Raw genomic sequence first — 20375 nt, 5'->3', positions numbered from 1 at the left:
GTAGAATCTGCCTTAAATCGCTGATAGATTTTGCTAACGCGCTCATACTTGCCATAATTTTTAAACAAACTTGCGATTTGCTCTAATCCCAAAATCCCCTCATCGTTGTAACTCAAAAAAATCCACTCAAAATCCGCATTTCTCACAAGATTTTCCAGCGCATTTAATGCACTGCCCTTTTTGCAAAAATCACTTTTTTGATATGTGCGCAGTCCCGTCTTGCCCTGCGGAGTGAAGTCATCATACAAAGCGATTGTATTTAGCAAATGGTAGTTTGCGCCGTATTCACGGGCATTATAAGGCGGGTCAAGGTAGAGAATATCACCTTTGATTTTAGCGATTAAATCACTTGCATTCTCATTAAAAACCTCGTGCGAATTGTCGTTGATTTCAAAATCCGCGCCCTTAAATTCCATAGTTTTAAGCGCGGATTTTTTAAGATTTTTTAGAAACGCACCATACACAGAGGCGACATTTGCGACTTTATCAGCGGATTCTAGTAGTGAGGCTAGTAAAAAATAATACTCGTTAGAATCTATGGCGTTTTGTTGCTTTAAATTCTCAATTTTCACACGAATCGCATCGATTTTCATTGCGTTAGAATCGCTAAAATATAGCCTTTGGTGTGCCTTGCCTTGCGTCCCGCCAAGTGAGTAATTTTCATAGATTTTGCCCTTTATGCCTTGCAAATTATTGAGATTTGCCACGAGCGCGTTTAGATTTTGTATCGGCGTGTGATTTGCTATGTAGTTTTGATTTAGCACGAAACTATAAAATTCCCTATCATTTGCGATGACTTTACGCACCTTGCGCTTAAACGCCCTGCCAATCGCCCCTGTGCCCGCAAATAAATCGCAAAATACGCATTCGCGCAGTGGTTTAGATTTTGTTATGCGTTGCGTGATGGATTGCGCAATAAAATCGCTAAGTTTGAGTTTTGAGCCTATGTAGTTCATTTTGTGTTTTTAGTTGAAATTTCAAATTCTACTACTTCGCTATTTTGATTGTTTGGATTCTTATGGTGTTTTTTGACATTATACTCTTTAACTAAGAATCCTATTTGTTGTCCATTTCTGCTACCATCTCTAAAAGCTGGGTGTCCATTTTTGGCTGGATATTCTGGTATCTTTTTTCTAATTTCTGCAGTAGTTATCGTTTTGGATTCGCCTTCTTTTAATTTATCCAAACCAAACATTTTTTCGATTTTTTGCCCCATTGCTTTGCCAACTATTTTGTTGTTTTTCATACTTTTGCCCTCAAATGTTCTTACTCTCCAAATATTCCTCATAAGTTCCGCGAAAGTCGATGATTTTGGCGGGGAGATTCGCGCCATTTTTATCGTTTTTTTCAAACTGCGGGACTAGCTCAATTATGCGATTTGCATACGCATCGATTAGCTCTCTATCGTGGCTTACGCAAATCACATTCCCGCTAAATTTATACAACGCCTCGCCAAGCGCGATTATGGATTCCAAATCCAAGTGATTTGTGGGCTCATCAAGGACTAAAAAATTCCCGCCCTCTAGCATTAGCCGACTTAGCACCATTCGGTGTTTTTCGCCACCGCTTAGGCGATTTACCTGCTTTTCTTGCTCCTCGCCTGAGAATAGCATTCTGCCCAGCGCATTGCGGATTTCCCCCGCTTCTTTGCGCTTATCAAATGCCCGAAGCCACTCAAAGAGCGTCTCTTCGCCCTTTATTTCCTCGCTTACATTTTGTGGGAAATAGCCTCGATGAGTAGTCGCACCCCATTTCACATTGCCACAATCGGGCTGTAAAACTTCGACAAGGATTTGCAATAAAGTGCTTTTGCCCACGCCATTTGGACCGATTAGCGCGATTTTATCATTTGGCAGGATTTTTAGGCTCACATTTTCTAACACCTTTTTATCGCCATAAGATTTGCTGATTCCCTCGCATTCTAGGGCTTCATTGCCGATTGTGCGATTTGGCTTAAACACAATGCTAGGGTCGCGCCGTGAGCTAACTTTAAGCGCGCTAATATCTAGCTTTTCTAATTGCTTTTGGCGCGAAGTGGCTTGCTTTGCCTTGCTAGCATTTGCGCTAAAACGCGCGATAAAGTTTTCTAATTCCTCTTTTTCTTTTAGCTTTTTGTTGCGCTCGGCTTCTTGCTGTTTGGCGATAAGCGTGCTAGCGATATACCAATCATCATAATTCCCGCTAAACTCGCGCACGCAGCCAAAATCCATATCCAAAATATGCGTGCAGATAGAATTTAAAAAATGCCTATCGTGGCTAATCACCACTATCACGCCCTCATAATGCTTTAAGTTGTTTTCTAGCCACGCGATTGAGGGCAAATCAAGGTTGTTTGTGGGCTCATCTAGCAATAAGATTTCAGGCTTTGGGAATAGCACTTGGGCAAGCAAAATCTTAAATTTATCCCCGCCTGTAAGGCTACTCATAAGGTTTTGATGGCTTTTAGCGGGGAATCCCAAATCCTCCAAAATCCGCTCAATCACCACTTCGCATTCATAAGTAGGGTCTTCTTCTGCGCAAATCATTTCTAAATCGCCTAATTCGGTGTTGATTTTTTCATCGCTTAAATCGCCATTTTCATAAAGCCACTCTTTGCGTTTGATTGCGTCATAGAGGCGTTTGTTGCCGATAAGCACGGCATCTTTTAGGCTTAGATTTTCATAGGCGTATTGGTCTTGTTTGAGCACGCCAAGTCTTGCATTTGGGGCGATTACCACTTCGCCACTTGTGGCTTCGTCCTCGCCTGAGAGAATCTTTAATAGCGTGGATTTTCCCGCGCCATTTGCGCCGATAAGCCCGTAGCGTTTGCCTGAATCTAAGCTAAGATTCACATTTTCAAAGAGTTTTTTGGTGGGGTAGCGCATTGATAAGTTTATGGTTTGGAGCATTTTTTTGTCCTTTTTGTGGGGTTGATTTTAAGGTAGTTTGTTGGGGTTTATTGCAGAAAATAAAAGCCGTATTTTACGCTATTTTTATCTATTTTTTAGAAGTTCCTTAAAATTTTATACTTTTTTGCGTGCCAAAATATAGATTGAATGATAAGTGATAAGCCCGCCAAATCGCGCTTGATAGGCTTTTAGCAATGATTTATTTAATGTATTTTTATCCGCATTTAGCGCATTTACACCGCTTTTTTGCAAATGCCTAAACACCTCAATACTTCTACCAAAATCTAATGTCTCCACCCCCTCTTGCAAATCCAGCACTTCGCACGCATTTTCTAGCGTAGTTTTTATGTCATTTGCGCTAGCGTATCGCAGAGAAATGCTCGCTATTTTTTCTAGCTCGCATAGATTTTGCTCTCCAAATGTGCTAAGCAATAAAATCCCATTTGGCTTTAGCATAGTGCTAAGAAGTCGCAAAATCTTATGCGTATCTAGCCATTGCAAGCACGCATTTGACGCGATTAAATCAAATCGTTGCGCAAAAATTTTATGCGTTTCTAGCGTATTCATATCAAAGATTTCTATGCTATCAAAGTGCGGATTTTTATCCAAATCTTTATGCAAAAATGGCGGATTTATATCATTTATGGTGTATGTTTTGTGTTTGATATTTTCTTGCAAAAGCTCGCTAAACTCGCCATTTCCTATGCCAAATTCAAACACATTCTCAAAATATGTTTGCCCATATTTTTTTAGCATTTTTATTAGCACGGAGCGCATTTTTTCTTGGACAATGGCATTTTTTTTGTAAGTCTTGCTTGCTTTTGCAAAAGATTTTGCCACTTTGGCTGTGTCGATTTGGTTCATTTTGTGGATTTATGCTTGCAGGATTTTAGCCCAATTTTTAAAGCCTAAAAATGCAAAATGAGGTGCGTTTGTATAAATGATTTTTGTGTGGATTTTATGTGGATTTTGCGCATAAAATTTCTCACACGCATTTGTGGGGAAAACCTTGTCATCGCGTGAAATGATTGCCTTATCCCACAAAAAATTTTGTGCAAATTTTTGCGCAAAATTTTGCGTAAGATTTAAATCAAAATCTTGCAAACTTTTTTGCCCAAAATCTTGCGCAAAATCTTGCAAATAAAAGTGATAAAAATCTAGCAAGGATTCTAGCTCATTTTCTAGGTTATGTGGCAAGCAAAAATTATGCGTAAAATCCGCTAAATCAAAATCCTTTTTTAAGTGCAAAATATCAAAATCCCTGCTTGCAAAAAGTGCTTTTTTAAACGCATTAGATTTGATATTTTTAGCCGTGTAAGCAAAGATTTTATGCGGGATTCCATAGGTATTATCTATGCCGATATTTGTGCCATTTATAGCGATTTTTTGCGCAAAGTTTTTGTCCAAATCATAGCCAAAATCTGCGTTATGTTTTTTTGCAAAATCACTTAGCAACATAGACGCCACAAAAACGCCCATAGACCACGCGATAAGATAGATTTTTTTGTATGTTTGGCTCTCTTTTAGTAGCCCTTGTATCTGTGCTTCACACTCGCTAAAATCGCTATAATCATAACACATCAAAAAATCAAAATCCCAGCCAAAATCTGATGCAAAATCCACACCAAAATCCACACTAAAATCCGTGCCAAAATCGTGCGTATTTTTTGATGGATTTTTGCTAGCAAAATCCTGTGCTTCAAACAAAAAATCAAAATGACTAGGCAAGCTAGCAAATCCGCTAAAAAATATGATTAGATTTTCGCGTGGTTTAAGGCTATTTTTTTGTGTAAAAATTTTCATTTTATCCCTTTGCATTTACCCAAAAAATTTCACAATTTTATGCCCATAATTTATATAGATTTTATATGCTTCTCCAAATTCTCTAAAACATTTTGTGCCTCTTTTTGTGAGATATTTGCATTTAGACAAAAGCGGATTCTAGCCATATCTTTTGGCACGGTTGGATATTTTATCGCGGGGGCATAAATCCCGCTAGATTCTAGCTTTTTGGCTAGTTTGATAGCCCTTGTATTTTCGCCTAATATGAGAGAAAATATATGGCTTTTTCCAAGTGAGGTTAGATGATATTTGCTAGCGATTATCCCTAATCCGCTTTTAAAAACCTCGCTTAGATTTGCTAATTTCCCCCTGCGTCTTGCCATAGATTTTGTGCCTAATTTTTGAAACACAAAGTGGCTAAACGCCACATTTATAGGTGGCAGGGCGGTAGAGTAGATAAGCCCCCTAGCCTTATTTACAAAAAAATCTTTGAAATGTTTATCACAAATCACGCAAGCCCCCATTGAGCCTATCGCCTTGCCAAAAGTAAAGATTAAAAAATCAATCTGTGAGTGCAAATCTAAAGCCCTAGCTAGCCCAAGCCCGTCATTTTGCGCGCCAAAATCACGCACAAAATCATTAAAAGCAAAATCGCTTAAATCTTGTTTTTTGCACCTTGCTATGCGTTTTTGCTTTGCTATCTCATCGCAAGTGCATTTCCCAAAAACCCCTACACTATGGGCTTCATCAAGGTAAATATATATATTTTTGCCCATTTTTTTATACTCATTTTTTAGCGCGATGATTTCGCCTAACATCGCAAAATCCCCCTCCATACTAAACACCCCCTCACTTATGATAAAAATATGCTCATATTTTTTTGCCCTAGATTCTAGCAACTCACGCAAATGCAACATATCATTATGCCTAAATCGCTTAAAATCAGCCCCGCCAAGTCGCACGCCATCGATTATGCTAGCGTGCGCATAAAAATCTAGCAAAAAAAGTGAGTTTGGGAGATGACTAAGGGCTTGCAAAAGGGAAATATTTAGATGATAGCCACTATTAAAAAGCAATGATTTTTTAGGCAAAAATATAGAATCCAAATACGCTTCAAAAACCCCATAAATGCCAAATCCACCGCTAAGCAAGCGCGAAGAAGATGAGCTAAAATATGAAAAATCGTTTTGACTAGTCTTTCTAAAAAATCGATAAAATTTTTTTATCATTTTTTTAGATGTCGCTAAACCCAAATAATCATTACTCGCTAGATTTAGCAGTCTTTTTTTATCACCGCACAAATACGCGCCATTATGGCTAAAATCGCGCAAATAGCGATAATTATCCTGCTTTTTTAGAGAATCTAAGATTTGTTTTATGTAGTAATTTTGCACTTTTGCACCCTGCCCTAAACAATATAAAAATGTGAAATGAAAGCGTATTTATTAAAATGAAATTATAGATTTTGGTGTAGTATTTTGCCATAAAAACCACAAAAAAGGCTAGCAAATGCCACAAATTTTTCCCCCAAAAATACCACCAAAAAACTTGCAAAAACACTTGCCAAAACGCTTGCAAAAAAGCGCAGTCAAAAACGACAAACAAGCCCGATTAAAAGCCCTTGATTTAGCGCATATTTGGCATCCTTGCACGCAGATGAAAGACCATTTTAGCATTTCGCAAAATGACGAAAATTTGCAAAATGACGAAAATATCCCGCTAATCCCCATAAAAAAAGCAAAGGGCGTGTATTTGTATGATTTTAATGGGCAAAAATACATTGATTGTGTCAGTAGCTGGTGGGTAAATCTTTTTGGACATCAAAATAAAACCATAAATAAAGCAATCAAAAAACAGCTAAAAACCCTAGAGCACATTATATTAGCGGGCTTTTCTCACGAGCAAATTATTAGATTTTCACATAGATTAACTAGCCTTTTGTCCGCACCGCTTAATAAATGTTTTTATGCAGACAATGGCTCAAGTGCGATAGAAGTCGCCCTAAAAATGAGCTACCAATACCACAAAAATATCACACAAAATCTAGCTAAAAATCACGCGCTAGATTCTAAAAACCATAAACCAAAATCTACAAAAAAGCGAACCAAGTTTCTAACGCTATCAAACGCATATCACGGCGAGACTTTAGGCGCGCTAAGCGTGGGAGATGTGGGGCTTTATAAAGACATTTATAAGCCGTTGTTGTTAGAATGTATCACCACTCCTGTGCCAAAATTTACAGATTCTATCAACGATTTTGCCACGACAAAAAACGCAAAATCTAAATCCACAAAATCAAAACTTGCAAAATCCACAAACCCCATACATTCTAGCAACTACCAACAAGAACTCCGCGCATTAGAAAAGATTTTGCAAAAAGAGGGGGAAAATATTTGCGCATTTATCTTAGAGCCGTTAATCCAATGCGCAGGCGGGATAAATATCTACTCAAAAGGCTTTATAAAATCCGCCTGCAAGCTAGCTAAAAAATATGGGATTTTAATCATTTTTGATGAAATCGCCGTAGGTTTTGGGCGAAGCGGGAGTATGTTTGCTTATGAGCAGTGCGGGGTAGTGCCAGATTTTTTATGCCTTAGCAAAGGCATTAGCGGGGGATATTTGCCTCTCTCTGTGGTGGTTACAAGCGATAAAATCTATGAGGCTTTTTATGGCGATAGCGATAGTAATGTAGGATTTTTGCATTCTCACAGCTACACGGGCAACGCCCTTGCTTGCGCGGCTGCAAATGCGGTGCTAGATATTTTTGCCTCCCAAAAAATCATAGAAAAAAATCAAACATTAAGCGAATTTATCGCTTCGCTTTGGGGAAATCTATCTAGCCTAAAAAATGTCGCAAACCTCCGTCATTGCGGTATGATTTTTGCCCTAGATATTGTGGGTAGTAGGCACAAAAGAGCGGGGCTAGAAGTATTTAAAAAAGGGCTAAAAAGGGGGCTATTGCTTCGTCCGCTAGCCAACACGATTTATTTTATGCCTCCATTTATCATTACCAAAAAGCAAGTAAAGTTTGTGGTAGAAAACTTGCGCGAAATCTTGCAAAATCTAGGCTAGCATTCAATCATTTTTCATTAAAAAACCTTTTAAATCTAGCGAAATCCGCTCTGTATCTTGTTTTAATTCCTCGCTAATTTGTTTTAATGCCTCTCTAACTTGCAAATTCATTTTATCCAAAATCCCCCTATCAATGTTTTTCAAACCCTCACTACAAGCCTCTATAAACCCGCCCATAAATCCGCTAGATTTTGTAGCGTTATTTTTACCATTGATATGTTTGGTATTTTTTAGTTTCTCGCCTTTTATCACCGCTAGCATTGCTTGCTTTTTTGCTTTTTTTAAATGTAGATTTTGGATTTTGGCATAAGATTTACAAAGATTTTGCTTGCTATAAAGCCTCTTTGTCTCTAGCATTAAAAATAGCTTATTTTTTATGCCAATCCTACCAATAATCCACAAAACAAACGCTTCATACACGCTTGTATAATCGCCATTATCATTGATAATGATTTTTTCATTAGGGCATTTGATAATCTCTTGTAGCTTAGCTTTGATTGCCTTATCATTGCAGATTTTGCGCCTTATCTCATCGCTACTTATCATTTCTAGCATATCAAAATCTTTGGCACATAGCAAATCCGCTACAAATAACCTAAACTCACTATGCACCAAATCCGCGATATTTTCTAGCAATCTATCATCGCTCAAATGCCACCTACCCTATCGCTTTAAGCATCGCACTATCTATGGCTATGCTTTTGGCAAGTGTGATTTGCTGTGCTTCTTTGGCTAATTTATCGGGCGAATTTTGAAAATCCTCCAAAAATCGCACGCTTTTTTCCGCGCTAGATTTTATGCCCTCCAATTTGCCATTTAGCTTTTGCTTTGCTAACTCAAAAACCGCATTTAGGCTATTTTCTAGCTCATTTTGAAACCCACGCAACGCATTTGCATTTACCGAATCTATAAAGCTATCTAGCTTATGCTTTTTGTCCTCGCTACTATCACCGCGCAAGATTTCAGCCAATTTTTCATTATCAAAGCTAATTTGGCTCATTATATTTTGGCGCAAATTTTCCTTTGCTTTGCCAAAGTGATAGTTAGCCCCACTTCGCATATCTTTAGCGATATTTTCATCAATCTCGCCAAAAAGCTCACCAAAATCGCTAAACACTTTTTCAAAAAATCCATCGACAATCTGCCCTGCAAAATCATCAATCTTTTGCAACGAAGCGTTTTTATACTGCGAAATAATCCCGCGAATCTGCTGAATCTCTGCGATACTTGCCTTTTGCGCGTCAAAGGATTCGCTTTGGGAGAGTTCGCTTGTGAGATTCTCTTTCTCATCGCCAGACAACCAACTTTTTATTGTGCTTATCCCATTTGTTATCAATGGCAAGTATGCAACTACTTTTTCTATGATTGGACCAGCTTTTTTCAGCACCTTACCTGCTTGTGTCAAAATCGACAAAATTGCTTGCGTCATACTACACCCCCTTTATCGCATTTAAAATAGCAATATTTTTATTTAGCTTGCAAGCGATATTTGCTTGCTCACTTTGCTTTTGCTCCACGCTTCCAGCTTCTTTGATTTTGTGCAAAAACTCCATTTGTTTTGCGCTCAAAGTGCGGCGGATTTCTAGCTCGTTGTTTAGCTGTTTTATGAGTTGGGCTATGTTGTCCGTTATGCCCTCTTTAAAATGATAGCTTAGCGTCCTAAAACCTTCTTGCGTAGCTTTATCGATAAAATCTTGTATTTTTTCTTCCTTTTCCAAACCATTAGGAAGCGATAAAATATCCACAAACTTATCATCGCTAAGGCTGATTTTCTTACTAATGCTATTTAGCGCGCTCCCCGCAGTCTTTTCAAATGCCAGCTCACATTGTGCCTTAAAATCATTGGCGGCGTCTTGGGTTAGCGTTTGTGCTAGTTTGTCGATACATTCTCTACCGATACGACTTAGCTCAGATTCAAATACTTCAGCTTGACTTGCTATGGTATTTTTAAACCTATTTATCTCATCTTGCAAGGATTTCATACTGCTTATGCTTGATTTATCTTTGTCAAAAGAAGTGCTAGCAAGAAAGTTAGCAACCATTTTGTTTGCAAGATTTATCTCTCTAGCAGTCTTTTTAGCTTCATCAGAGGACAACAATCCCGTAACGCTATCCCAAGCATACTCCCCAAGTGCAATGGCATTCTTCATACTCATAATACAAGAATCAACAAATTTTTTAGTGCCATCAGCCACAAAATCAACACCTTTTTTAGCACCATCAGCTACAAAATCAACAGCTTTTTTCAAGCCATTTTTAATACCATCTGCAAAATCATCAAACCAGCCCATAATACACCTCCCTTATTTATTGCTTTCGATGAGATTTTGTATTTGCTCACCTAGATTTTCTAGCATTGCTTTGCTTTGAGATTCAAAGTCTGCGATGATATTTTCCATCTCATTTTGCGCTTTTTGCAACTCTTTTAGCTCATCTTTTTCTTTTGAAATTTGTGCGTTTGTCGCTTCAAGTCCGCCAGAGAGGGCATTGTAAGTCTCTTGCTTTTTATTTATATCGCCTGTGAAATACTCGCTTATGTTGCGTTGCAGATTGTGATAAGTCGCCTTTACGCCATCGATATAGATTTTTTGCGCATTATCCAAAATATCTTTTTGTATGCGTGTATTTACCAAATCCACATTTGAAAACTCAAGCAATTTATCCAAATTTGCATCTATGTCATCATTGCTAAAGATTTTATAGCAAATGTCTTTTAGCGGTTTTGTATCTTTTAATTCGCCTTTTTTATAAAGTTCGCACAAAAAAGCAGTCCAGCCAGAAACGCCGATGATATTTTTATTCGCTAGCTTTTTAGTGTAGCAAGTGTGCTCTTTTGCTCCATCAACTTGCTTTGGAGAAGTGAGATAATTTGCCCATTCAGCTTTTTGCGTATCCCAGTCTTGTTTGGGATTTGAAAAAGTATCATATTGCGTGCCTAGCACATAGACTTTTTCAGGTTTTCCGCCTGTATTGTCAAACGCGCTATAAATCACATTTAATTCACCTTCTTTCATAGAATTTACCATATTGCAAACAAGCACGACTTTTGCGGTGCTGATATAATCACGAGTGATATTTGAGCGATATGGCACAGGGTCATCTAGCCCGGGAGTATCCACAAACATTAGATTTTTTTGATATGGAAAATCAGGGTAGCTAATCTCTACTTCTTTGATAAAAAAGTGTTGAGGGCTTTTTGAGGAAGTGTATTTTCTAAGCGTATCGATACTAAAATCCTCCGTGATAGTTTGCTTGCCCACAAAGCTATCTTTGTAAGATTCTGCGCCAAGTTCATCATATCTATCTTTAAAAAGTTTGCCACTTTTGATTGCGTCATTCCACAGCTCTTCCCACTCATTTTTGGTGTAAAAGGTAATTTTCATCTCTGCTTTTTCACCATAGCGAAACTTCGTAAGTGTAGCCGTTTCAGGCGTAGAATGCGTGCTTGCGTATTCTGCCTTTAGTAGCGCGTTTATAAGCGTGGATTTCCCGGCGTTTATCGTGCCTACAAAGGCGATTTCTAAATATTGACTTTGATTTAGAAAATTTTCCGCTTCGTTTATGAACCCATCTAAAATCTTTTTAGATTCCGTGCTATCCTCATCTTTTTTGCCAACCAAAAGCACATTTTTAATCTTTGCCACTTCATCAAAATAGCTTTGCACCGCTGTATTTGGCGCAGGTTTTGACTCTACTTTTTGGCTAAGTTTAGCGATAAAATCTTTTAGATTTTTGCTACTTTGCTCCAAACTATTTTTATCGCTAAATTCCTTTCCACCGACTATTTCGCCACATTTATAGCAAAATAACTCCGCCTCTATTCCACAATTTGGACATTTTTGTAATGCTGACATTTCGTCTCCTTTTTTGTATTTTCCCAAAATCACATTTGGATTTCTAAGTTTTACAAAAAAAAAAAAAAAACGGCAAACAAATGAAAAAAGTTGCGATAAAAAAATGCAAGAAAAAAGCAAACAAAAATGTAAAAAGGCAAGCAAAAATGTAAAAAAATAAGAAAGAATGTAAGGAAAATTTTGAAGCATTTTGCAAAATCAATAATGCTTGAAGCAAAAAAATCAAAAAGATTTTTCACGCAAAATCTTAGCACTGATAAAAACCCCTCAAACTTATTAAAAATCCTCACAATTATTAAAATCCTCGTGGATTTTTCGCAAAAAATCATAAATTGCTACAAATCTACGATTTTTAGCCAAGTTACAAAAATCATAGCAATCCACACAAAAAAGCAAAACGCCAACGCGCTTTGTTATTTTTGTGTGGATTTTGTAGATTTGTGGATTTTGGATTTTGGGTGCGGATTTTAGATTTATAAAGCGTGTTTGTGGATTATCGTGGCGTTTGAAGTATTATTTTTGTAGATTTCCGCGTAGTTCGCGTCTTTTTAGGGCGTTGCTATATCGCCGTTTTTCCTCCGCGCTTTTGGGGGTAAAATCTCTCATTAAAGTCGTCTTGCCATCTTGCTTTGCTACCATCGTATAGTATCCGCTAGCGCAATGTGTCTCGCTTCTGTCTTTTAGATTTTGTGCTACGGCTTTTATGCCGACTTCACAGCTTGTCTTCCCTGTGAAATTCACGCTTGCATAGAGGCTAAGAAGCGAGCCTATGGGGATTGGCTGATAAAAGGCGACATTATCCACACTCATAGTAACCGTGCCAATCCCACAAAATCTAGTAGAGCAAGCATACGCCACTTGGTCAAATAGCTTTAAAAGCTCGCCCCCGTGCATCACTCCGCTAAAATTTGCCATCTGTGGCGCGACTAAAATCCGCATAAGCAAATTGTTTTCTTGCTGTGTAAAATCCGTGATAAAATCTGCGGATTTGGAGGTAATTTTAGAAGTAGATTTTGGGCTAGATTTTGTAGATTTGCTAGGATTTGAAGTAGAATCTAGTGGTTTTTTTGGGCTAGATTTTGTATGTTTAGTCGTTGCGTTTTTACTCATTTGACACCTCTTTTAGTTGTTGTTGTGGCGTTAAATCTTGGCATTAAAATCTTTAAGATTTTGCCCATAAAGCCTAGCATTTTAACATACTTTAATGGTATTTGGCTATAATGAGGGGTAAATTTTGCAAAAAAGGTTAAAAAATATGAGACTTTTATTTACAGGTGGCAGTGGCTATATCGGCTCTCATACCGCGCTCTGCTTTTTGGCAAACACCGATGCAAGCATCACCATACTAGACAACCTATCCACAGGTTTTAGGCAAAACTTTGAATATTTGCATTTTTTGTATGACAATCGCGTAGAGCTAATCCAAATGGATTTATGCGATACAAAGCGCGTAGATGAGATTTTATCACAGGGGGATTTTAGCGCGTGCGTGCATTTTGCCGCTTCGCTAATTGTTAGCGAATCGGTGCAAAATCCGCTTCAATACTACAAAAATAATGTCATAAACACGACAAATTTGATTGATTTGTGCGCTAAAAATGGCGTGAGGGATTTTATCTTTTCTTCTACGGCGGCGGTGTATGGCGAGCCTAGCGCGGAGTTTATCCCTGTGAGAGAATCCACCCCGCTAATGCCTATAAACCCCTATGGTGCTAGCAAAATGATGAGCGAACGCGTGCTAGCAGATAGTGCCAAAATCGGCGCGATAAATTATGTGGCGTTAAGGTATTTTAATGTCGCGGGGGCAAGTATGGCAAACACAAATGAAAATCTAGCAAAAGGCAATGGCTTAGGGCAACGAAGCAAAAACGCCACTCATCTTATCAAAGTCGCCGTAGAATGTGCGGTAGGCAAGAGAGAATCGATGAGTATTTTTGGGCAGGATTATGAGACAAAAGATGGGACTTGCATAAGGGATTATATCCATATAGATGATTTGGCAAGCGCGCATTTAAGCGCGTTTAGGCATTTAAGAGAGGGGGGCAAAAGCGAAATATTTAATGTAGGCTATAATCGCGGATATAGCGTGAAAGAAGTCATAGAATGTGTCAAAAAAATAAGCGGGGTAGATTTCGTGGTAAATCCTGCTAGCAGGCGAGAGGGCGACCCATCGATACTCATAGCTAGCAATGAAAAACTTTTGTCTTGCACGGATTGGAAGCCAAAATATGATGATTTGGCTACTATTATAGATAGCGCATATCAGTGGGAGAGGGCATTAAAATCTTAGTTTTTTTGCAGGCTAGATTTTTATAGACTAGATTTTGCATTTATTAGGATTTTATTTTAGGGGGTTTAGGTTATTTTGGGATTTTTGTTTTATGATAGATTTTGGTTTAGAAATGTAGCCGATTTGTCTTGCTTCATAGGGGAGTTTGTGTAAAGTGTTTGTGTGGTTTTTGGCTATGTTTGTATCACGCTACAAAATTTACGACACAAAATTTAAGGATAGAAAATGCGTTTGAACTTTTTAAAAATTTTCATTGTTTTTGTGGCTTTGGCTAGCGGGGTTATAAGCACAAATGCTAATCCTACGCAAAACACACAAGATAGCAAAAACACTACGCAAGAACCAAAAAAGACACAAACGACAAATACAACAAAATCCACTCAAAATAAGACGCTTAAAGAATCCACAAAAAACGACACAAAAAGCGATATAGCAAAAAAAGATTCTACAAATACTAATAAAAATCCAAAAAAATCACAGCAAAATCCTGCCAAATCTAGCCAAGATACAAACCAAAATCCCAATCCACAAAATAGCGACACGCAAACAGAATCTAACCAAAATAATGCAAAACAAAGCAAAAAATCCCAAGAAAAAGACGCAATCAAAGCCCAAAAAAAAGCGCAAAATCTAGCAAAAAAAGAAGCCAAAAAGCAGGCAAAAATCGATGCAAAAAAAGCAAAACTCCAAGCAAAAAAAGATAGAAATGCCCCACCCAAAAATCTACATAAACGAGTGTTGCAGCAAGCCCTTAGCTTTTCGCCTTTTTATGTAGGGGTGCTAAGCCTGCTAGATACTAGCGAGCTAGATAAAATCGCCCAAAGCAATCCCAAACAAATACGCATAAAAGAGGCAAATTTAGGCGTAAAATTAGAGCAAGAATGCGAGGGGAGCGAAGTAGATTTTATCTGCGTAAATCCAAAAGAAATAGAGATTTTTTCCCCACATATCAAACTATCTCAAATCTCCCAACATTTTAGGCTTTTCCCTGATACTTTGCAAGTGGCTTTGAGTGCGAATGTATCGGCGGATTTCTTTTTAGATTCGTTGCCTTTTCACACGGATTCTCAAAAGGGCGAATTTGAAAAGATTATCCCCAAATATTTCAAAGACATTCTTACTATAAAAAAAGAGGGGGCAAGCGTTAGCTATGATTATCGCGTGGATTTTACAAGCGAGCAAGGTAGCGCGCTAGTGCTAGTGCTACAAGGCAATGCTACAAATCCATTTTATGAGCATAAAAGTTTGGCAGAATTTTTGCTAGATTTTATGCTAAGTGCCCTGCCAAAAAGCATAGACTACAAAGAGCTGTGCCAAAATCTTAGCCACGCAGAATGCGAGCGCAATATCACGCGCAAAAAAGCACAATTTAGCATAACGCTTTTTAGCCCCAAAAATCTAAAAGTTACGCTTACTTCGCAAGATTTTAGCGATACGATGTATGCTATTTATGCCATCGATGTGGCAAACAAAGCTCGCGCTTCAGATAGAGAAACCTACAAAAAAGACATACAATCCATAATCACAAAAGAGAGCCAAATCTTGCGCAAAAGCCTAATCAACGACAAAATGCCAATCAACACGCATAATTTCGCGCTAGATTTTCTAAGTGCTTTTGGTGGATTTTTTTTAGATAGCGAGAGGCTGGGGTTTGAAATCAGCGCAAAATCAGGCTCAAAAGAAACATTGCTTTTGCGGGATTTTTTTGAAGATAGCGGTAGGCTAAGGGATTTTGTAAGCGGTTTGCAATTTGGCGTGATTCGATAAAAAATGTTTGTTTTTTGATTTTATTGTTTTTTGGCATTGCTAAAAATTAGCACGCTTAGATTTATCGCTCATTAGCGTGATTAAATGCTTTGCTTAAGATTTTAAGTCATTACCGCTCACTAATAAGATTTTATAATCTTGCAAGTTTAGGGATTTGATTTTGGACTCCACCTCACTTTTTAAAGGGAGAGGGAATTTTTCTTGTCATTGCGAGAATCTGCGACTTTGTTAAAAGTTGCAGATTCGTGGCAATCTATCGCTATAAAATGCAAAAAAAAGTTGCAAAAAACATTACTTAATCTTTCAAAAAAGGTTTTGTAGCTACAAAAATTTTTGCCAAAATCATAGAATCTAAAAACAACAAAAACGCACACAAACAACGCAATAAAATAAACACAAAAACTAAAAATTTAGATTGATAGACTATGATTTGCATAAAAAAGCTAAAAAAACGCATAAATCTACAAAAAAATAAGGAAAAAAATGAAAAAACGCATAAAAATACAAAAACTCTTGCAGAATTCTGCCCTGCGATACGCCCTTGTAGGCGTGGCAAATACAGCGGTTGGGCTTGGCGTGATATTTGTGCTAATGTATATGGGCGCAAAGCCCGAAGTAGCAAATCTACTTGGCTATATCGTAGGTTTTTTTAACTCATATTTTTTAAATAAAAAATTCACTTTCAAATCGCACAATTCCCATAAACAAGATTTTGTGAGGTTTGGCGTGGCTATGGGTGTGTCCTATCTCATAAATTTAGCCGTGCTTGTGGTTTTGCATTATGAATTTGGCGTGGATAAATACCTATCCCAAATCATCGCAAATGTAAGCTACACCATAAGCGGATATGCTATTAGCAAACTTTGGGCGTTTAAGCCTAGCAAATAATGTGCAAGCAAAATAACGATTTTGATAAATATTTAGCGATAAATGTGCTAACAAAGCAGAATCTAAGCAAAATCTAATAAGAAAAATTTGTAAAAATTGTAAGGTTTGTTTTTGAGTTTTATGAAGTGTAGTAAAAAGCAGAATGCGTAGTAAAAATGGCTCCGGATGCAGGATTCGAACCTGCGACCAAGCGGTTAACAGCCGCCTACTCTACCGCTGAGCTAATCCGGAATCTAAATAAAGGCAAAATTTTATGAAAAAATCGCGCTAATGTCAAGGTTTTACACAAATAAAAGCATTGATTTTGTGATTTTATTATTTATCAAACGCACCGTTTGCTATCGCTAAAAACTTAAATCAACACAAATCACCACAAAACGCATTCTAGTTTTGGCATATTTTGGCATATTTGGGCATATTCAAAAACATTTGGCAGATTTTGGGTAGATTTTGCCCCTGTGTTTTTTACATTTTTGTCTTTGCTTTTATGCCTAGCAGGGCTAGTCCTTGCGTGATTGATAGGCTTACTAGCTTTGAGATTTTTAGATAAATTGCTTCATTTTGGCTATCTAGGATTTTGGTAGCGTTATAAAATCCGTGATACGCACCCGCAAGGTTTTTTAGGTATTCACAGATTTTTTGCAGGCTTCTCTCATCATACGCCATTTCTGCTATGCGAGGCAGTAGCATTGAGGCAAATGCTAGCTCCATCATCTGCTTGCTATGCTCGCTATTTTCGCCCTCTTTATTTGCCAACGAAGCGATTTTTGCGCTCAAAATCTCCCCCTCACTCAACGCAGATTTTGCCATCATCGTGTGGATTCTAGCGTTTGCATAGTTGATATAAAAAATAGGATTGCTAGAATCCTCTTTGCTAAGCGTATCTATGTCAAATTCCAAATGCGTATCGGGCTTTTTGCTTAAAAACACAAACCGAAGCTCATCTTGGCTAACCTCGCTAAGCACCTCACTTACCAAAATAAAATTGCCAGCCCGCTTGCTCATTTTGTATGGTTTGCCATCTTTTAGCAAGCTAACCATTTGCGCTAGCAAGACTTCAAGCCTGCTTGAATCAAACCCCAAAAACTCCATAGCGGATTTTACACGCGGGATATATCCGTGATGGTCAGCCCCCCAAATATTTATAAGCCTGCTAAATCCGCGCATATATTTGTAGCGATGATAGATAATATCCCCTGCAAGATAAGTCTCTTCGCCACTCTCGCGCACCACTACCCTATCTTTTTCATCGCCAAATTGGCTAGATTTTAGCCATATTTTAGAGTCTTTTTCATAGATTCCATTATGTGCTTTTAGCTCATCTAGGGTTTCTCCCCACTGCGTATAGAGGCTTTTTTCGCTTACAAAATTATCAAATGTGATATTTAGATTTTGTAGATTTTCTTTGATAATCCCTAGCATAATATCTTTGCCAAAATCTTTTAGCGCATTAAGATTTTGCATTATCATCTGTGGCAAGAAAAAATCTTTGCCAAAATGCTCTATGCAATCTTGCGCGGTTTTTATGATGTATTCGCCTTTGTAAGTCTCGCCTGCTTGCTCTGCGTCTAATAGCTCTTGTGGCAAATCCTTTGCACCCAAAATCTTTAACGCGGCAAGTGCTAGGGAATAGGCTAGCTTATTGATTTGAGCTCCCGCGTCATTTATGTAGTATTCAGTCGTAATATCTAGCCCCAAATACTCTCCCACTCGCTTCAAGCTATCACCATAGACTGCGCCCCTAGCGTGCCCTATGTGAAGCGGTCCTGTGGGGTTTGCGCTTACATATTCAAGAAGGATTTTTTCTTTTTTGTGAGTTGGTTGCACGCTTTTTGCGCGTTGTGCGTTTGTCTCAATGCGTCTTTCTAAATCGTTTTTAGCAATATCTTTTGTTTGGTCTTTTTTTTGGTCTTTTTTTTGATAACTTAAACCATTTTCAAACGCTTTTGCTATACATTCATCAAAAAAATCCGCGCTTAAAGATAGGTTGATATAGCCATTTATTTGAGAGATTTTAGAAAAAGTGGCGTTTGATTTGGGATTGGATTCTAGTTTTTGGCAGATTTCTTGGGCGATTTGTAGGGGGGAGCGTTTTTGCTCTTTTGCCAGACTAAACGCTAAAGGCGTGGCGATATGCCCAAAATCTTTATTTTTGGGCAACTCCAAAACCACTTCCTGCCCGATAATCTCGCTTATGATGGATTTTATGGAAGCAAACATATTGATTATTTTGATTATTGCATAATTTGCGCGCTAAATCACTGCGATTTCGTAGCACGGCTTTTTGAAGTGCTAGATTTTGTGGTGGTTTTTTTTGTGCTAGAGGTAGTCGCGCTAGTAGTCGTGCCTTTTGGGCGTCCTCGTTTTTTTGCGCTGCTTTGTGTGATTTGCTTCGTGGATTTAGCATTGCTATTAGCGTTATCGATGCTATCTGCGCTATCCACACTACTATCCACATTATCATTGTCATCATCTTTTAATGCTTTTTTAAAGCCTTTGATTCCTGTGCCTACGCCTTTCATTAGCTCGGGGATTTTTTTGCCACCAAAAAGGATTAGCACCACCGCTATCACAATCGCCCAATGCCACCAGCTGCCCATTCCCATTATCGCTCCTTTTGTGAATATAAAATCAAAACAAGGCATTATTGTAATATCTTTTTATTAAAAAACATTACACAACGCATAAAAACACGCGCAAAATCACATAAATTTTGCCCTTGCATTGTTTTTTGCATTGCGTGCGTGTCGCTAGCAAAACACGCTAGCAAAATACACTTGCAAAATGCGCATTTACAGATTTTCCAAAGATTTTGCCTAGCCCTGCCAATCCTCCCAAAGAGAATTTATCATTTGCTCTTGAGCTAAAAATCCTAACGAAAACGCAATATGCAAAATCGCGCTTTTTGCCTGCTCTATGTCGTCATTTATGATGACATAATCAAAATTTGAAATATGCTGCATTTCATTATATGCGTGCAAAAGTCTTAGCTCGATATGCTCCCTGCTATCGCTTTGCCTGCCCTCAAGCCTCTCGCGCAAAATCTGCTTGCTTTTTGTCGTTACAAATACAGATTTTGCACGCGCACCATAATATTGTTTTATGCTTCTATGCCCCTGCACATCGACATCAAAAACGACAAGCCTCCCCTCATCTAATGCCTTTTGTATGGGCTTTAGGGAAGTCCCATAGTAGTGATTATGCACTTGAGCCCATTCTAAAAACTCGCCTTTTTTTATGTCGGTTATAAATTCTGCTTCGCTTACAAAATGATAATGTTCGCCGTTTTTTTCGCCATCTCGGGGGCTTCTAGTCGTGGTGGAAATCGAAAAATACATATCTTTTATGCTATTTTTTAGCGCATTGCAAAGGGTGGATTTGCCCGCACCGCTAGGACCTGATAGCACCAAAATCCTGCCAAATTTTTGGGGATTTTTTGCGCTTGTGAAGTTGTGTGCAAAATCGTTTGAAGTATTTGTTATAAAATTTTTTGTGAGATTTTTGGTGGATTTGGGGTGTTTTTTTGCAGGATTTTTATTTTGAAGTTTTTTATTTTGAGCGTTTTTGTTTGATTGTGGATTTTGGGTTTTTTTGATTTTTTGTGGCGTGTCTAAAGCGGATTTTTTTGTCGGCTTTTTCGCGCTAGAATCTTTTTTTGTTTTATGTTTTGATTTCATTTTGTGCCTTTTGCTTTTTTTACACCTATAAACTCCGCTTTTATGCAAACGCTTTTAGCCGCCATAAGCAAGGCATAATTTTTTAGGCTTTTGCATATTTTGCCACATACTTTGCCTTGCATACTTCGCATTGCTTTTTGCATTTCATTTTTTGCGC

Annotated in this window: 20 protein-coding genes and 1 tRNA gene; 5 read left to right on the top strand and 16 right to left on the bottom strand. The window is 38.1% G+C overall.

The genetic code is table 11. The features are described 5' to 3' along the window. The 6 genes from ACWIUO_RS10400 to ACWIUO_RS10375 form a co-directional block, all read right to left on the bottom strand. The coding region (locus tag ACWIUO_RS10400; RefSeq protein ID WP_454177825.1) for a DNA adenine methylase at window positions 1-956 on the bottom strand (956 nt) is incomplete at its 3' end. After that, window positions 953-1246 (bottom strand): heme ABC transporter substrate-binding protein, encoded by a 294-nt coding sequence (locus ACWIUO_RS10395; protein ID WP_454177824.1) that lies wholly within the window; start codon window positions 1244-1246, stop codon window positions 953-955. The genes ACWIUO_RS10400 and ACWIUO_RS10395, both read right to left, overlap by 4 nt. Window positions 1247-1256: 10 nt before the next feature. Then, window positions 1257-2888, bottom strand: a complete 1632-nt coding sequence (locus ACWIUO_RS10390) for an ABC-F family ATP-binding cassette domain-containing protein (RefSeq protein ID WP_454177823.1) — start codon at window positions 2886-2888, stop codon at window positions 1257-1259. Between the two features lie 114 nt (window positions 2889-3002). Next, complete coding sequence (locus tag ACWIUO_RS10385; protein WP_454177822.1) at window positions 3003-3752, bottom strand: methyltransferase domain-containing protein; 750 nt, start codon at window positions 3750-3752, stop codon at window positions 3003-3005. Between the two features lie 9 nt (window positions 3753-3761). Further along, window positions 3762-4691, bottom strand: a complete 930-nt coding sequence (locus tag ACWIUO_RS10380; RefSeq protein ID WP_454177821.1) for a pimeloyl-ACP methyl esterase BioG family protein — start codon at window positions 4689-4691, stop codon at window positions 3762-3764. A gap of 50 nt (window positions 4692-4741) precedes the next feature. Further along, entirely contained in the window at window positions 4742-6064 is a 1323-nt protein-coding gene (locus ACWIUO_RS10375; protein ID WP_454177820.1) for an aminotransferase class I/II-fold pyridoxal phosphate-dependent enzyme, read from the bottom strand. A gap of 115 nt (window positions 6065-6179) precedes the next feature. Between ACWIUO_RS10375 and bioA the strand changes: the two genes are divergently transcribed. Next, window positions 6180-7742: an adenosylmethionine--8-amino-7-oxononanoate transaminase gene (bioA, locus tag ACWIUO_RS10370; protein WP_454177819.1), complete on the top strand. Its 1563-nt coding sequence runs from the start codon at window positions 6180-6182 to the stop codon at window positions 7740-7742. Window positions 7743-7745: 3 nt separating this feature from the next. On the opposite strand, the gene ACWIUO_RS10365 is transcribed toward bioA, so the two are convergent. From ACWIUO_RS10365 to ACWIUO_RS10350, 4 genes are read right to left on the bottom strand one after another with little or no spacing between them, the layout of a single operon-like run. Continuing rightward, window positions 7746-8393 carry a hypothetical protein gene (locus ACWIUO_RS10365; RefSeq protein WP_454177818.1) on the bottom strand — a complete coding sequence of 216 codons (648 nt, stop codon included), beginning with the start codon at window positions 8391-8393 and terminating at the stop codon, window positions 7746-7748. Window positions 8394-8400: 7 nt separating this feature from the next. Further along, on the bottom strand, window positions 8401-9171 hold the full coding sequence (locus tag ACWIUO_RS10360) for a hypothetical protein (RefSeq protein ID WP_454177817.1): 771 nt from the start codon (window positions 9169-9171) through the stop codon (window positions 8401-8403). Between the two features lies 1 nt (window position 9172). Then, on the bottom strand, window positions 9173-10033 hold the full coding sequence (locus ACWIUO_RS10355) for a hypothetical protein (protein WP_454177816.1): 861 nt from the start codon (window positions 10031-10033) through the stop codon (window positions 9173-9175). Window positions 10034-10045: 12 nt separating this feature from the next. Next, window positions 10046-11596: a dynamin family protein gene (locus tag ACWIUO_RS10350; RefSeq protein WP_454177815.1), complete on the bottom strand. Its 1551-nt coding sequence runs from the start codon at window positions 11594-11596 to the stop codon at window positions 10046-10048. 180 nt (window positions 11597-11776) lie between these two features. On the opposite strand from ACWIUO_RS10350, the gene ACWIUO_RS10345 reads away from it, so the two are divergent. Continuing rightward, entirely contained in the window at window positions 11777-12067 is a 291-nt protein-coding gene (locus ACWIUO_RS10345; RefSeq protein ID WP_454177814.1) for a hypothetical protein, read from the top strand. A gap of 42 nt (window positions 12068-12109) precedes the next feature. Here the strand turns inward: ACWIUO_RS10345 and ACWIUO_RS10340 are convergent, their stop codons facing one another. Next, on the bottom strand, window positions 12110-12706 hold the full coding sequence (locus ACWIUO_RS10340) for an acyl-CoA thioesterase (protein WP_454177813.1): 597 nt from the start codon (window positions 12704-12706) through the stop codon (window positions 12110-12112). A 145-nt stretch (window positions 12707-12851) separates the two neighbouring features. Between ACWIUO_RS10340 and galE the strand changes: the two genes are divergently transcribed. From galE to ACWIUO_RS10325, 3 genes are all read left to right on the top strand, one after another. Further along, complete coding sequence (gene galE / locus ACWIUO_RS10335) at window positions 12852-13886, top strand: UDP-glucose 4-epimerase GalE (protein WP_454177812.1); 1035 nt, start codon at window positions 12852-12854, stop codon at window positions 13884-13886. Window positions 13887-14111: 225 nt separating this feature from the next. Next, window positions 14112-15653 carry a hypothetical protein gene (locus tag ACWIUO_RS10330; protein WP_454177811.1) on the top strand — a complete coding sequence of 514 codons (1542 nt, stop codon included), beginning with the start codon at window positions 14112-14114 and terminating at the stop codon, window positions 15651-15653. Between the two features lie 483 nt (window positions 15654-16136). Next, a complete protein-coding gene (locus ACWIUO_RS10325) occupies window positions 16137-16541 on the top strand; it encodes a GtrA family protein (protein WP_454177810.1) in 405 nt (134 codons plus the stop codon). 156 nt (window positions 16542-16697) lie between these two features. Here ACWIUO_RS10325 and ACWIUO_RS10320 read toward each other — a convergent pair. The 5 genes from ACWIUO_RS10320 to ACWIUO_RS10300 all read right to left on the bottom strand — a co-directional run bounded on the left by ACWIUO_RS10320 (window position 16698) and on the right by ACWIUO_RS10300 (window position 20361). Next, window positions 16698-16772, bottom strand: a tRNA-Asn gene (locus ACWIUO_RS10320). A gap of 234 nt (window positions 16773-17006) precedes the next feature. Next, a complete protein-coding gene (argS, locus tag ACWIUO_RS10315) occupies window positions 17007-18761 on the bottom strand; it encodes an arginine--tRNA ligase (protein WP_454177809.1) in 1755 nt (584 codons plus the stop codon). 38 nt (window positions 18762-18799) lie between these two features. Continuing rightward, the gene (tatA, locus tag ACWIUO_RS10310) at window positions 18800-19147 is read right to left on the bottom strand and encodes a twin-arginine translocase TatA/TatE family subunit (RefSeq protein ID WP_454177808.1); all 348 of its coding nucleotides are present in this window, start codon (window positions 19145-19147) and stop codon (window positions 18800-18802) included. Window positions 19148-19357: 210 nt separating this feature from the next. Continuing rightward, on the bottom strand, window positions 19358-20218 hold the full coding sequence (gmk, locus tag ACWIUO_RS10305) for a guanylate kinase (RefSeq protein WP_454177807.1): 861 nt from the start codon (window positions 20216-20218) through the stop codon (window positions 19358-19360). Beyond that, window positions 20215-20361: a hypothetical protein gene (locus ACWIUO_RS10300; RefSeq protein ID WP_454177806.1), complete on the bottom strand. Its 147-nt coding sequence runs from the start codon at window positions 20359-20361 to the stop codon at window positions 20215-20217. The genes gmk and ACWIUO_RS10300 overlap by 4 nt, the downstream gene beginning before the upstream one ends. Window positions 20362-20375: the final 14 nt, after the last annotated feature.

The sequence above is a fragment of the Helicobacter sp. T3_23-1056 genome (assembly GCF_053654535.1).
This window is presented reverse-complemented; position numbering and strand designations above follow the sequence as displayed.